General features: G+C 60.0%; 16 protein-coding genes. 1 reads left to right on the forward strand and 15 read right to left on the reverse strand.

Annotated features, from left to right (window positions below):
- Window positions 1-10 precede the first annotated feature (10 nt).
- The 15 genes from ACTG20_RS21020 to ACTG20_RS21090 all read right to left on the reverse strand — a co-directional run bounded on the left by ACTG20_RS21020 (window position 11) and on the right by ACTG20_RS21090 (window position 13,143).
- Window positions 11-940, reverse strand: a complete 930-nt coding sequence (locus ACTG20_RS21020; RefSeq protein ID WP_194494904.1) for a type II secretion system protein — start codon at window positions 938-940, stop codon at window positions 11-13.
- Window positions 940-1,500: a prepilin-type N-terminal cleavage/methylation domain-containing protein gene (locus ACTG20_RS21025; protein WP_194494905.1), complete on the reverse strand. Its 561-nt coding sequence runs from the start codon at window positions 1,498-1,500 to the stop codon at window positions 940-942. The genes ACTG20_RS21020 and ACTG20_RS21025 overlap by 1 nt, the downstream gene beginning before the upstream one ends.
- Entirely contained in the window at window positions 1,487-1,975 is a 489-nt protein-coding gene (locus ACTG20_RS21030; RefSeq protein ID WP_139735893.1) for a prepilin-type N-terminal cleavage/methylation domain-containing protein, read from the reverse strand. Before ACTG20_RS21030 ends, ACTG20_RS21025 begins: the two co-directional genes overlap by 14 nt.
- Before the next feature lie 60 nt (window positions 1,976-2,035).
- Window positions 2,036-2,509 (reverse strand): prepilin-type N-terminal cleavage/methylation domain-containing protein, encoded by a 474-nt coding sequence (locus tag ACTG20_RS21035; protein WP_100654690.1) that lies wholly within the window; start codon window positions 2,507-2,509, stop codon window positions 2,036-2,038.
- A gap of 14 nt (window positions 2,510-2,523) precedes the next feature.
- On the reverse strand, window positions 2,524-3,195 hold the full coding sequence (locus ACTG20_RS21040; RefSeq protein WP_194494906.1) for a prepilin-type N-terminal cleavage/methylation domain-containing protein: 672 nt from the start codon (window positions 3,193-3,195) through the stop codon (window positions 2,524-2,526).
- Between the two features lie 77 nt (window positions 3,196-3,272).
- On the reverse strand, window positions 3,273-3,734 hold the full coding sequence (locus ACTG20_RS21045; protein ID WP_194494907.1) for a hypothetical protein: 462 nt from the start codon (window positions 3,732-3,734) through the stop codon (window positions 3,273-3,275).
- A gap of 77 nt (window positions 3,735-3,811) precedes the next feature.
- Window positions 3,812-5,032, reverse strand: coding sequence for a type II secretion system F family protein (locus tag ACTG20_RS21050; protein ID WP_194494908.1), 1,221 nt, complete (start codon window positions 5,030-5,032; stop codon window positions 3,812-3,814).
- Window positions 5,033-5,035: 3 nt separating this feature from the next.
- The gene (gene mshE, locus ACTG20_RS21055; RefSeq protein ID WP_005340025.1) at window positions 5,036-6,745 is read right to left on the reverse strand and encodes an MSHA fimbrial ATPase MshE; all 1,710 of its coding nucleotides are present in this window, start codon (window positions 6,743-6,745) and stop codon (window positions 5,036-5,038) included.
- Between the two features lie 74 nt (window positions 6,746-6,819).
- Window positions 6,820-7,899, reverse strand: a complete 1,080-nt coding sequence (locus ACTG20_RS21060) for a tetratricopeptide repeat protein (RefSeq protein ID WP_194494909.1) — start codon at window positions 7,897-7,899, stop codon at window positions 6,820-6,822.
- Window positions 7,896-8,786: an MSHA fimbrial biogenesis protein MshM gene (mshM, locus tag ACTG20_RS21065; RefSeq protein WP_194494910.1), complete on the reverse strand. Its 891-nt coding sequence runs from the start codon at window positions 8,784-8,786 to the stop codon at window positions 7,896-7,898. Before mshM ends, ACTG20_RS21060 begins: the two co-directional genes overlap by 4 nt.
- Window positions 8,787-8,878: 92 nt before the next feature.
- On the reverse strand, window positions 8,879-10,546 hold the full coding sequence (gene mshL, locus ACTG20_RS21070; protein WP_043826241.1) for a pilus (MSHA type) biogenesis protein MshL: 1,668 nt from the start codon (window positions 10,544-10,546) through the stop codon (window positions 8,879-8,881).
- Window positions 10,547-10,616: 70 nt separating this feature from the next.
- Window positions 10,617-10,946: a SctD/MshK family protein gene (locus ACTG20_RS21075; protein WP_005342886.1), complete on the reverse strand. Its 330-nt coding sequence runs from the start codon at window positions 10,944-10,946 to the stop codon at window positions 10,617-10,619.
- Window positions 10,939-11,586 carry an MSHA biogenesis protein MshJ gene (locus tag ACTG20_RS21080; protein ID WP_144715980.1) on the reverse strand — a complete coding sequence of 216 codons (648 nt, stop codon included), beginning with the start codon at window positions 11,584-11,586 and terminating at the stop codon, window positions 10,939-10,941. Before ACTG20_RS21080 ends, ACTG20_RS21075 begins: the two co-directional genes overlap by 8 nt.
- Complete coding sequence (locus tag ACTG20_RS21085; protein WP_005348605.1) at window positions 11,586-12,179, reverse strand: PilN domain-containing protein; 594 nt, start codon at window positions 12,177-12,179, stop codon at window positions 11,586-11,588. Before ACTG20_RS21085 ends, ACTG20_RS21080 begins: the two co-directional genes overlap by 1 nt.
- Window positions 12,180-12,279: 100 nt before the next feature.
- Entirely contained in the window at window positions 12,280-13,143 is an 864-nt protein-coding gene (locus ACTG20_RS21090; protein WP_167565636.1) for an MSHA biogenesis protein MshI, read from the reverse strand.
- Between the two features lie 87 nt (window positions 13,144-13,230).
- On the opposite strand from ACTG20_RS21090, the gene ACTG20_RS21095 reads away from it, so the two are divergent.
- Window positions 13,231-14,154, forward strand: a complete 924-nt coding sequence (locus ACTG20_RS21095) for a 1-aminocyclopropane-1-carboxylate deaminase/D-cysteine desulfhydrase (protein ID WP_194494911.1) — start codon at window positions 13,231-13,233, stop codon at window positions 14,152-14,154.
- Window position 14,155: the final 1 nt, after the last annotated feature.

Here is a 14,155-nt window from a genome sequence, read left to right on the forward strand (position 1 = left end):
AGCCTGTGGGTCAGGGCACATTGAACACCTCTATCTTGTGGTTGAAGGTGACCGACTCCCCCTTGCGCTCGAAGACAAAGCGCATGCCAAACTCCCCTTCGGCGTTAAACGCCGAGGTTTCCCGATAGAAGGTGCCAATACGAAGGGAATCCGCCATCAACACGCCATGTGCAGGTAAGGGTGCTCCAATGGGGGCTGTGGCACGGGTCAGCGTGTTTCCTTCCACACAGTAGCGAACCTGCTGGTTGGCAAAGTAGACCCGGCTGCCTGGAGAGAGGCCAGTCAGACTCTCGGTGCTGGTATAGCGGATGGTTTGCGCTCCGGATACGGGCATCAGCACATCGGTAACCCTAGCTACACAGCGGCCATAATCGCAGCCTGCAGTAAGCGAACCGACATTTTTGTCCGGCACGGGGAATACAATCAGCTGATCGTCTTTTTTGACGGCGGTGGCATCCACATCCAGCGGATTGGCAGCAGAAGCCGGGGTCGCCATCACCAGCTCAAGGGTGGCCGTGCTCCCCGACATGGCGCGGTTAAGTGCCAGATAGCGGCTCGAGGTGCTGATGGGCCAGAACCGCAAACAGGCACCGGTGTCGTCCCATGTCCCGCCAGTCGTCTCGATCCGCTCCGATCCCGGCACCGCATCGCGCAGTTCGCGGTTAAGCCGCTCCATGGCGAAACGGGCATCACTCATCAACTGTTCACGGCTACTGGCATCGCCATAAATCTGAGTGCCGATTCCGATAAACTGGCTGGTAAAGGTCGCCATAATCCCGAGCAACAGGATGACCATCACCAGCTCGACCAGGGTAAAGCCACTGTTATCCCGAGGTTTACGGTAGGTTCGATTGGCCGCCAAGCGTGATCGGGTGCCGGAATTGGCTAAGAGTGCGAATATTCTGGCAGACAGGCAACACTCGACAGCGGAGCGCTCCATCAGTAGTTCCCCCGATAAAAAGAGAAGTCGAGCACGCTCTGATCCGGTAGCTTGATCTGCAGATCAATACGCTTGCCCACAGAGCAGGGGGCGACACAACTCTTGAAGGTGCCGTCGCTGAAATCGGCTCCACGCACCGCAATTTTCACCTGATAGTTGCGATACTCCTCGCTGCTGACTCCCACCTCAGTTTGGGTCAGGGTGTTGGCATCCACCCAGCTACCTGCGGTATCGAAATCATCCACATCGTTATAGGCATAGGATGCGGGCTCGCCATCCGGGCCATAACTGGTGGAGCAGGAAGAGATGGTCACCCCTGCCACCTGCTCGCCACAACGATAACGACCACCATTATGATCCGAATGTTCATCAAACGACTTTTGCAAGATCTCGCCGGAGAGGCGCTGGGCAAGCTGGGCGGCGCGTACCTGCTGCACCGGGTCTACCGCCTGCGGCGCCTGATTGATAAGCAACCCCAAAATGCCGGTCAAAGCCACCGCCAGCAGCACTATGCCAACGATCAGCTCAATCAGGGTGAAACCACGCTTAAGGGATCTCATGGATAAACCCCTCGGATTCAATCTTGATACGGCCACTCTCGCGACCATCGGTGACTTGCAGCTCGCAGCCACCGGCGCAGCTACCGAGCGGGCGGCCCATTTGATCAAAGCGGATAACAAAAGGAGGCGTGCCCTTGTTCGAGGAGAGGGAGATCCCGGCAGACAGGGTCACCGGACGACCACGGGTGAGCTGATTAGCGTTCCAGCTCGATATAGCCGCAGGATCGCCACAAGGGGAGAGCGTGCTGTGGCCAAACTGGCCCGCGTCAACCCGCAGTGAGGTACAACGATTGGCCGGTTCGTGCATATTGACGGTCTGTACCAACCGCAGCCGGGTAAGCAGCTCGTCACGCACGGTTTGAGTTTCAAAGCCGCCTTTGCCCAGCCATTTGGGCACGGCAAAGGCGGCCAGAATCCCGAGTAACAGGATCACCAGTACCAGTTCAATCAGGGTAAAGCCCTTGGTTGCAGGCATGGTTTTTCTCATAGGTGTAAAGAAGAAAGCGAGGCCCAAGCCTCGCTTTAACATTATGGATTATGGGGTTACAACACATGCATTGGTTGCGTCGAATTTACCCAATTCCGCTTTAGCGGGTGTAGTAGAGGTGGCTTGAGTGTAAAGAACACAATCAGACTTTTCTTTCGCATCGTTTGGTGCAAAACGGAATGTGGAAGAAGAAGCTGACACGCCTTTCCAGGAACCATCAATAGTCACAGCTTGTTCAATACCGTCTGCAGATGCCTTGGGATAACCATACACAACTTGAATAGTTGTGCCATCAGAGCTCGATACAGCACCAGAAGACGCAGTTTCCAACCCTTCCAACGCCGCTTTGCTGTATACCAGTTGAGAAGAGCTCTGTACTGCAGCCAGTACTCCGCTTGCCGCTGCAGTTTTTGCATCATCCTGCAGATTCAGGAACTTGGGTGCAGCGGTGACCGCCAGAATACCCAGAATGATGATCACGATAACCAGTTCGATCAGGGTAAAACCCGCCTGTTTTTTCATTTCACTTTCCTCTGTTAATTAATATTTGTGGTCACCTGACCGGACGCCGGACGGTAACTGAAACTCATAAATGCATCAGTCTTGCCTTGCGGATCCTGATACTTGCCATCACTGCCCTTACTCAAACTATTGACCAGATAGTAACGGCAGACCGAATCCAGTCCATTACTGCTCACTGTGGCATAGTATTTCAGGTCATTACCGCTACCGCGCACTTCATTGAAGCTGGCCGTAGCCTTGGGCGGGTTTTGCAGTAACCCCTCCCAAATATTGAGACAACGTTCGGCGGTCAGATTAGCCGGATCCACATCGGGATTACCGCTTGCAACGGTATCCATCGGATAGCCGGGCGACAGCTCGCCGTTGCTGATCTGGGTATCGGTCGGTGTGGTCAGATAGAAGCGACTACCGTCATAGAGCACGGTATTGAGGCTGTCCTGTTTGGCGCGACCTTCCGCCTCCCATTGCGCCCGCACCAGTGAAACGCCGGTAGCAAAACCGCCAGAGACCCCTTCCACGCTGGCCTTCTTCGCTTCGTCAGTCACATCGAGAAAGCGCGGCAGTGCCGTCACCGCCAGGATCCCCAGGATCACGATAACGATCACCAGCTCAATGAGGGAAAAGCCGGCAGACCGCCTCATCATCCCGTTTTCCGGCATTGTTGGTGCCATTGGTTTCATTGTCATGCTCCCTCCGTAATGCCCCACATTATTTCATGCAGGCCCAAAAAAATCATGTAGTTGGGTCATATGATTAGTTTCATTCAAGGCTTTTTCATCACCCGCCCGTCAGAAAACTGATAAACCAGCCAATAACCATCCCACCCCATCTCACAACCACTGCCATCGGGGCGGGCCAGAACCTGCAGGGGAGGCATGCCCCCCTTCGTCTCACCCATCAGTGCCAGCCACAACTGACGGCAATTTTCCGAAGGGGATTGCAGCGGCACCAGCCCCAGGGGCCAACCCCGGGCGTCAAACTGCCACCCCTTGCCGACAACATGCAGGATCTGCGGACGCCGCTCATCGAGCCAAATGCCGTGCAAACGCTGTGCCCGCTCGGCAAATTGCTCCCCCAACAAGGTGAGGGTGAGCTGCTGCGCCTCTTCCCGGTGGCCCTGATAGCTACGCACCAGGGTCGCCACGATCACCATCAGCAGGATGATCACGGCGATCCGCCGATATCCGGTCAGCCAGCGATCATCCTGCTGCGTCTGTCTGCTCATCCAGCCCTCGACTCCACCGATCACTTGCCTCTTACGGCTCGCATCATGTCCCACCACTCAAGCGTGAAGATGCCGAGTTACTTGCCGCGAACTGCGCGCATCATGTCCCACATAGGCGTGAAGATACCCAGCGCCAGGATCAACACCATTACTGCCACGATCCCGATCAGGATCGGCTCGATGCGGGCGGTGAGACTCTTGAGGTCATAATCCACCTCGCGCTCGTAATACTCGGCCGCTTCGTGCAGCAGGTCATCGACCTGACCGGTCTCCTCACCCACGGCGATCATCTGCATCACCAGCGGGGTGAACAGGCCGCTGCTGCTGGCAGTGCGAAGCAGGCTCTCGCCCCGCTCGATACCGGCGCGCATATCCCGCACTCGCCCCGCCATCCAGGCGTTATCCACCGCATCGGCCACCAGGGTCAGCGCGGTGTTCAGCGGCACCCCTGCCTTGAGCATCATGGAAAAACTGCGGGCAAAACGGGCCAGCAGGGAGCGCTCTATGATGGTGCCGACGATCGGCAACTTGAGCTGCCAGCGGTGCCAGGTCAGCTTGCCCTTGGTGGTGGCGACCCAGCGGCGCCAACCGAACACCATCCCCGCCAGAATGGCGAGCAGCAGCCACCAGTAGTTGACAAAAAAGTGCGAGGTGGCGAGCAGAATGCGGGTCGCCAGCGGCAACTCCACCCCGAATTTGGCGAACATGCCGGCAAACACCGGGATCACCATGATATTGAGGATCACCATGGCGATACCGATGGCGATCATCACGAAGCTGGGGTAGCGCATGGCGGTCTTGATCCGCTTGCGGGTCTCCAGCTCAAGCTCGAAATAGTTGGAGAGCTGCAAAAAGGACTCTTCCAGCTGACCTGTGTTCTCACCCACATGGATGATGGCGACAAACAGGCTGCTGAACACCTTGGGGTGCGCCTGCATCGAGCTGGAGAGCGGGCGACCGTTGCCAAGATCTTCCCCCAGCGAGTGAAGCGCCCGCTTAAGCGGCTTGCTATGGGTGCCCTCCTCCAGCCCGGCGATGGCACGCAGGATCGGGATCCCGGCCCGAGTGAGGGCATACATCTGGCGGCTGAAGATCACCAGCTCATCCAGCTTGACGCCCCCTTCCAGCAACAGTGACCAGTCGATGGCGGCGGACTTGGCCTTGCCCGGTTTGAGCTCGGTAGGCATCACGCCACGGCGCATCAGCTGCTCGGCGGCCGCCATCTCGTTGGCCGCTTCGACCACGCCACTGGTGGCGTTGCCCTGGCTGTCACGCCCCTTGTAGGCAAAGTTAGCCATCGCTTACCCCAAATCCTCGGCCAGTCGCAGCACCTCATCCACCGAGGTGATCCCCTGACGGGCATAATCGAGGGCAGTGAGGGCCAGCGGCCGATAATGTTCGTGTTGACGGGCCGCCTTGGCGAACCCTTCCGCATCGTTGCGGCGCAGGGCATCCATCATCGGCTGATCCAGCTCCAGCAGCTCGTAGACCCCGATCCGGCCGGAATAACCGGTAAAGTTGCAGCTCTGGCAACCCCGGCCCTTGTGATAGGTGTGTTGGCCAGGCGCCTCGCCGGAGAGCACAGTGAGCCAGGTGGCCTGCCCTTCGTCGGGCGCCTTCTCCTCGACGCAGTGCTCACATACCCGCCGCACCAGCCGCTGGGCGACCACCGCCCGCAGGGCACTCGCCACCAGATAGCCGGGCGCCCCCATGTCGATAAGGCGCAAAGCACTGGTCACCGCATCGTTGGTGTGCAGTGTGGTCAGCACCAGGTGACCTGTGATGGCGCCACGCAAGCCGATCTCCACCGTCTCGTTGTCCCGCATCTCCCCCACCAGCAGGATGTCCGGATCCTGACGCAGGGTGGAGCGCAGCACGTTGGAGAAGGTGAGGCCGATCTTGGGGTTGACCTGCACCTGATTGACGCGGGAGAGACGGTATTCCACCGGGTCTTCTACCGTGATGATCTTGTTGCTGGACTGATTGAGCTCGGAGAGGGCGCCATAGAGGGTGGTAGTCTTGCCGCTCCCGGTCGGGCCGGTCACCAGGATCATGCCGTGCGGGCGTTTGAGCTGACGGCGGAAACGGGTCAGGATCTCCGGCGGCATGCCGGTCTCGGTCAGCGACAGAATGCCGGAGGATTGATCCAGCAGACGCATCACCACCGACTCGCCATACTGCACCGGCATGGTGGACATCCGCACATCCACATCGCGTCCGCGTACCTTCATGTTGAAACGGCCATCCTGCGGCAAGCGCTTCTCGGAGATATCGAGCCCCGCCACCAGCTTGAGGCGCAGCACCAGCGCCTGGGCGATGCGCACCTCGTTGAGGATGTTCTCGTGGAGGATACCGTCGATCCGCTGGCGAATGCGCAGCACTTTCTCGTCCGGCTCGATGTGGATATCCGACGCCCCCACCTGCACCGCATCCTCAAACAAGGAGCGCAGCAGCTTGGCCACCGTCGCCTCCCCCTCGTCATTGGCTCCCAGATTGCTGGAGCCTAGCTCGAAGCCGGAGTCCTGATACTCTTCTTGCAGCTGTTCGGCGAAACTCTCAATCTCGCGGGTACGGCGATAGAGGCGGTCGAAATACTCCAGCAGTTGCCCTTCCCGCGCCACCGCCAGCACCATGATGCGCGGGCTGAGCAGGGCGGCGATGGCATCCAGTGCGCTCAGATCAGCCGGATCCGACATGGCCACCGTCACCTTGTCGTCGGTGAGGTTGACCGCCAGCGCCCGATAACGGCGCGCCTGCACTTCGGGCAGCAGCGGCACCGCGGCGGCGTCGATGGTCAGGTTGTTGAGATCAAAGAAGGGCACATCCAGCTGGCGGGCGAGGAACTGCAACAGCTGCACCTCGCTGATAAAGCCGAGGTCGATGAGAGTGGTGCCCAGCTTGCGGCCGGTCTGACGCTGCTGCTGCAGGGCAAGCTGCAGCTGATCATCAGAGATGATCTGCTCTTGTACCAGCAGGTCGCCGAGGCGCATTTTCAGTCTGGGTTGTGCCATGTTTGCTCCGATCTCTGTTACTTCACACCCGTTGCAGCATCCGATTAGGCTTTGCTAATCGAACCTGCTGTTTATCAAGGGGTTAGTTGGCCAATTCGTTGTTCCAGCCAATTGGTCGACGCCTCGCCGAGGTTGCCGTGCAGCAGGGCGTTGCGATAGGCATCGAGCGCCCGCTGGCTGTGGCCCTGACCATCCTCGGCCACGCCGAGGCCAAGCCACCAGCGGCCCTGATCCGGCTGCTGACGCAGCAGCTTCACATAGAGCGCCGCCGCATCGGCATTCTGGCCCAGCTCCTGAGTCAGCCCGGCCCAGGTCGCGTAATAGTCCATGTTGCTGGCGAGATCCGGCTGATAGCCGGACAGCCAGCCAAGCGCTTGCTGCTGCTGCCCCTCGCTGATGGCAAGGCGGGCCAGTAGCAGACGAAAATCGGCCTGTTGGGGATCGAGCCGGATCCCCTCTTCCAGCAGTTGACGCGCCTCGGTCAGGCGGCCCTCGCCGTAGAGCAGCCCCGCCAGCTGCTCGCGCGCCCCCTGATTGTAGGGATCGTGGGCCAGCACTTGATAGTAGTTGTCCTGCGCATCCCGCAGGCTTCCCTTGGCCATGGCGGTGGTCGCCTTGCGCTCCGCCAGTGCCGCCAGCTCCTTGACCGACAGCTCGACCGTCTCGATCTTCAATACGCTCGGTTTGCGCGGCGCGCTGGCGACTGCCTGCTGCTCTGCCGCCAGTTCGGCGTAAAGCTCGGGCTGCAGCTCTTCATCGGTCGGCTCCGTCTCGTCAACATCGCTGGAGGCATCAAAGGGCGCACCGTCGGCCATGCCATCCGAGTCACTCTCGCCTGCCTCATCATTCACCTCATCCTGACTTGGCAGCGGCAGCGCGGCCGCCACCTCGACCGGCTCGGGCTGGCTGACTGGCGAGGCGGCCCTTGCCACCACATCAGGGGCGATCACTTCACTGGCAGCCGTCACGGTATGGGTCTGCTGCCAGTAGATCCAGGTTCGCCAACCGAGGATCCCCAGTGCCAGACCGCAGATCAGGGTCAGCAGCAACATCCACCATCCCTGCTGACGAGCAGGGGCAATATAGACGGCAGCACCTTCGGATCCTTGCTGACGCTGATCCAGATCTTTCAGCATCTGGTTGATAACGCTCATGGCCAGACTCCATAAGCCAGGGCGCACCCCAGCAACAGTAACAGGGGCCACCAGCGCCGTGGCGCAAAGCGGCGGGCATCGTCGGTATCGCGAATGGCGAGCCGTACCAGACGGCTATCGACCTGACGCACACCCTGACCATAGGCCAGCATCAGGCACTTCTGCGCCAGGATATTGATCAGTCTCGGGATCCCTCGCGATGCACGCCACAACAGACGCATGGCTCGACCTGCAAACAGCGGTGCCCCGCGGTAACCGGAGACCTGTAATCTGTGCTCCAGATAGGCGCGAGTCTCGTCAAAACGCAGCGGCCGCAGGCAGTAGGAGAAGCCAATCCGCTGGCGCAGTTGGCGCAGATGCGGCTTGGCCAGTCTGGTATCCAGCTCCGGCTGGCCGAACAGCACGATCTGCAGCAGCTTGCTCGATTCGGTCTCGAGATTGCCGAACAGGCGGATCGCCTCCAGGGTCTCGTCCGGCAGCGCTTGCGCCTCGTCGATCAGCACCACCACCCGACTGCCCTGCTGGTGCAGGCTGATCAGGTGACGATGGAGACGATCGGTCAGATCCAGTTCGCTCTGATCCCGTACCGCCAACCCCAGCTCCAGCGCCAGCGCGATGCGCAGCTCGGCCGGAGTGAGGTGGGGATTGGGCAACCAGGCAAGCCGCACCGGACGCGCTTCCGAACCCAGCTCGCTGAGCAGCTTGCGGCAGAGCAGGGTCTTGCCGGTACCCACCTCGCCGGTCACCTTGATAAAGCCCTCCCCCTGCGCCAGCGCCCAGTTGAGCACCTGCAGCGCCTCTTCGTGAGGCGGCAGGCCGTAGTAGAAGCCGGTATTGGGAGTGAGGCTGAACGGTGCCTCCTGCAGGCCGAAGTGGGTCAGGTACATGAGACCTCACCTGCCACGGCAAGCAAGCAGCCTGTGCAGTCAAGACTGCACAGGCCGTTTGGAATAAGGGTGACCGTATCTGGTGTCATGGGTCAGCCCTTGGCCGGATACCACTTGTCGAGCAGCTCGGAGGAGCGTTGCAGCTCGTTTTGCCAGGTATCTTTCTCCACCACGGTCGGCTTGAGCATGATCACCAGCTCCACCTTCTTGGTGCTCTCGCGGCGGTTGGTAAAGGCTTCACCCACCCAGGGAATATCCCCCAGCAGCGGCACCTTGCTGACGATCTCCTGCTTGTCGGTCTTCATCAGGCCGCCGATCACGATGATGTCACCGTTATTGGCCTGCACCACGGTATCGGATTCGCGGATCGAGCTTTTCGCCAACGGCAACACCAGCGTATCGCTGTCTGTCACCTTTATGGTCTTGGTTTGCTCTTCAGTATCGATAACGGAGGGATGGATATGCAGCAACACCTTCCCCTCTTCATCGATCTGTGGTGTTACATCCAAAGAGATACCTGAGAAGAAAGGGGTCAACTCTACATTGGGCGTTGTTCGGTCACCGCTCGTCGTGCTCACGGTTGTTGTCGATGCATTGGTGACGAAATATTCGTCCGTCCCCACCTTGATCACCGCCTTCTGGTTGTTGGTCGCGGTGACACGGGGGCTGGAGAGGGTATTCACATCGCCCTGAGTCTTGAGCAGATTGACCGCTACATTGAAGTTGCCGTCAGAGACCTTGAAACCGGCGCCGCCACCCAGTGCAGTGAAGATCTGATTAGGGGTGGTGGGTAACTGGGTATTGGCCAGTGAACCGCCACCGGTAATCCCCTTGTTGCCATCCCAGCTGGCGGAGAGACCGCTCCAGTCCACTCCCTGCTCATACCCTTCGTTGAGGGCAACTTCGATGATCCGCGCCTCCAGCACCACCTGCCGCTTGAGGTGACTATCGGATTGATTCAGGAATTCACGCACTGCCTTGAGCTCTTTCGGGTAGGCGCGAATGGTGACCAGACCCGCCTGCGGGCTGGTGATCACCGCGCGACCATCACCCGTGCCAATCAGGGTCTGCAGAGAGTCGCGCAGATCGGTCCAGTAGTCGCTGTTGGTATCGGTCTCGATACGGGTGCCATTGCTGCTGTTGCCGTTCGAGTTGTTGCCGGAGGAGTTATTGGTGCTGTTGTTGTTCGATGCACTGTCAAAACTGCTGTCGCTGCTGTTATTGCTGTCATTGGCCGTCACCCCGCCGGTGCTGACCGAGGTGCGAGAGAGACCACGACGGGACATCATCAGATAGTTGACCGGGATGGTTTCGGTACGCAGACCCGCCGGATAGATATGGAAGACATTGCCCTTGCGCTGCACGTCGAAGCCGTACATGTCGCCCACCACCGCCAGCACCTCTGGCAGAGTCACATCCTTGAGCTCGACGGAGACCAGCCCGGCCACCCCGGGGTGAACCGCCACGCTGTAGCGGGAGCCCTTGAACAGGGAACCGAAAAACTCTACCGCCTCCACATCGTGAGCCGCGATACGCAGCCGCTTCTCCGGCATGCCGACCGGCATCTGCGGCCGGTTCAGCTGCAGCAATTCACTTTGCACCGATTTGGGCAACGCGGTCAGAGGGGCAGCCTGTTTCTGCTGTTCGTTCATGGCCTGTTTGAGGGCATCCTTCGCCTGGGTCGGCTCGGGGTGCTGATACGTGGTACAGCCTGCAGCCATCATGGCCACGGTGATCAGACAGAGACGGTGTTTTTTCATGTAATTAGGGCACCCTGACTTGCAATTAAACTCGATAAAGCCGATTCACCTCTCGAGAGGCAAGCACGACTCAAACCCGGATCTTGCTGGCAAACAGTGTTACCGCATGGCGTTTTCCCGCCTTTTCCAGCACCACGGCATCGGCATTGATGGCCACCAGCGTATAGCCGTCCACCTGTTGTCCGACCCGATAACTCTTGCCATTGAGTACCGCCAGTGCCGGGCCATTGCCCAGCACCACACTCTGCAGCTTCGGCAAACCGGCGCTGCTCTCGCCGGTCGCACGGGCGCCAACCGCCACATCAGCCAGCGGCGCGGTGGGATCCTGCAATACCTCGACCTGCTCCGCCTGTACCAGCAAGCTGAACAGGCAACAGCACAACGCAAACACTCTAGCCACGGATAAACTCCTTGCTGGTACTCAGGGTGTAGATCTCCATCTCCACCACCGCGCCGGGATAGGCTTTGACCTGATAGTCGAACTGCTTCCAGTAGAAGTGGCGCGGCAAGGCTTCCAGCGCTTTAAGATATTGATACACATCGAAATAGCCGCCTTCAAGCTGAAGCCGGATACCATGCTTGTAGAGATTGACCTTCTGCTCCCCCGCCATCAGCGGGGTCGGCTCCAGCGAACTGAGGGCCAGCATGTGAAGGTTGGCGGAGCGGGAGAGCAGCGCCTCCAGCACCAGCGGCATCTCGTGCGCCGGGATCAGATCGACGGTCTGTGCCTTCAGCTCATCGTCGATTCGGGCCAGATCCGCTTCGATCTGCGCCAGCTGGTCGCGAACTCCCTGATTGGGATCCCGCTTGAGCCGTGCCTGTTTGCCGAGGTTTTCCAACTCCATGATCTCGAGGTCACGCTCGGCGGCACTCAGGGCCATGCGATCCTGCTGCAGGCGGGTATCGGCGCCATCGATCCAGCCGTAGAGTCCGGCCGCGCCCAGCAACACCAAACCAGTCAGCAGGATCAACACCCGCTCCCGCTGGCTCAACACGGCGATACGCTGGCCCCATGCCTGCCATTGTGCTTTCAGGTTCATCAGGGTTTCTCCCGCGCAATGCCGCTCAACTGGAAGGTCAAACGACCCTCCTTGTCACGGCCGAGGGTCAGTTCACCAAACTCCTTGCCTACCAGACTCGGGGTCTGCTTGAAGCGGTTGACCCAGGCCGGCACATCCTGACTGCGTCCGGCAAAGCCGGAGAGGTTGATCCGCCCTTCGTTGATCTCGATGCGCTGCAACGAGAGGTTGCTGTTGCGAATGCGGGAGAGATCCGCCATCACGCTGGCGTAGCCCTGGGATTTTTGCAGGGTCAGGCTGCCCAATTGGCGCATCAGCCCCTGCTTGGCCGTCAGCTCATCCTGCTTGTTGACCAGTTGCTGTTGCAGCCTGGGATCTGCCTGATGGCGCGCCAGCTCGGCATCAAGCCGCTGCGCCTCGCTGCGCTTGAGTTCCAGCTCGGCAGAGCGCTGCGCCAGCGCCCGGCTGACCTGCTGCTGCTGCCAGCTGTAACCAACACCCGTCAACAGGATCAGCAGCAGCGCAAAGCCCCATACCAGCGCCATCTGGTTGAGGCTGGCCCACTGCCGCTTGGGGCGAAACTCGGCGCCATAGAGGTTTATCTGACGTTTCATCACGCATCCTCCCCGATGGCGGCTGCGTAGGCCGAGAGGTATTCGACGCCGGCCAGCAATATTGTCTTGTTGGCCATGGCAGCAAGGGGGATTAACACACTCATTGATCATCCCCCAATGCGGCGGCATAGGCCGAGAGGTATTCGACGCCGGCCAGGACCGCCTTGTTGGCCATGGCGGAGACGGCAAAGCCGAAGGTCTGCTCCATGTGACGCACCAGGGTACCGATAAAGGGCGAGGCGACGGCAAACTGCATCTGCCCCAGCTCAGGCAATTTCAGCTGGCCCGCCAGATAGTCGAGGGAGCGCTGGATCTCCAGCGCCAGTGAATCGAGCAGCATGCTGTCCGGCTCATGTTCGCCAGTCAGGCTGGTAAAACCGCGCAGTTGGCGGGAGAAGCAGAGCCCGCCCTGATGGAAGACCAGCAGTTGCAGATCCTGCCCCTTGGGCTGCCACAGCAGCATGCGCACCGTGTCATCCGCGTCATAGAGAGAGGTCAGCGCCAATTCGTCGCTGATGATGGATTGCAGGGTGGCGATGCCGTTGATGGCATCGGCCAGCTGTTGCACCCGGCTCTTGGGCAGGCAAATCACATTGATGCGAGGACGACCGGCCGGCGGGGTGGGCAAGTCCACATAATCCATCGCCAGTTGCAGCACGGGTTCGCTGACATAATCCTTGATGGCCCAAGGGAGCGCCCCCGCCATCTCGGCGTCAGGCACGGCAGGCTTGTCGATCTGGATCTGTTGATAAAGGCTGGCGGCGAGGGCCACCCGCACCGTAGACTTGGCCAGCCCATGACGGCTGAACAGCTCGTTCATGGCCACTGCCCACTCCTGTGGGCCGTTGATGGTGCGCGTCGCGAAGACGGGGGGATTGCCCACCGCAGCCAGCATGATCCTGTCATTGGCCAGCAAGAGCCCGACCTGGCGGCTTGGCGTCGACCGTCTGAACAGTTGTTTCATGTAAGCCCGCCCATCAATAGTGATTAAATGTATGAAATATTAACATAAACAGCAGATTAGCCTCCAGATTAAAAGACGGACTCACCATTGCAAGCCAACCTTTCCGCCGAGTCAGAGGGTCAAGCCATCCTCCCTTCCCCCCTGCAACGCCTCCACCATCCGTTGCTGACCCGCTATGGCGTCGAGCTGTGGTGCAAGCGGGATGATCTGATCCATCCGGCCATCTCCGGCAACAAGTGGCGCAAGCTCAAGTACCACCTGCTGCATGCCAAAGAGCACGGCAAACGGCATCTGCTCTCGTTTGGCGGCGCCTACTCCAATCATATCCACGCGCTGGCGGCAGCGGGGTGCCAATCTGGTCTTCGTACTACCGGTATCATACGGGGCGAATATGACGCCGTCAGTAACTCTACCCTGCGGGATGCCCAGCGCTGGGGCATGGATCTCGTTTTTGTCGACCGCCAGAGTTACCGGCGACGGCAGGATCCCGACTGGCTGGCCCAATTCGATGCCCCCGATACCCTGATCGTGCCGGAAGGGGGTAGCAGCCCGCTGGCCATCCCCGGTGTGGCGGAACTGGTCGGCGAAGTGCCCTTCTCGCCGGATCTCTGGGTACTGCCCTGCGCCAGCGGCGGCACTCTGGCGGGCCTGATCGCCGGCAAACGGGATCGGGAGCAGATCCTCGCCATTGCGGTACTGAAAGGAGGCGGCTTTATCGCTGACGAGGTGTGTCGCCTCCATCCCGCGGCAGCCAGCATCCCCGGTTGGCGCATCGCGCTCGATCACCACGATGGTGGCTACGCCAAATTCAGCCCGGCCCTCTGGCAGTGGGTGCAGAATTTCAGCACCACGACCGATCTGCCCCTTGAGCCCATCTACAGTGGCAAGGCAATGTGGGGGCTGTTTCGCGAACTGGCGGCGGGCCGCATCGCCCCCGGCAGCAAAATCGTCTTTATCCACACCGGCGGCATGCAGGGGCTCACCGGGCTGCGGGAGCAGGGGCGACTGTGAT

Origin of the sequence: Aeromonas sp. 84A (assembly GCF_051919345.1) — a bacterium.
Taxonomy (GTDB): domain Bacteria; phylum Pseudomonadota; class Gammaproteobacteria; order Enterobacterales; family Aeromonadaceae; genus Aeromonas; species Aeromonas veronii.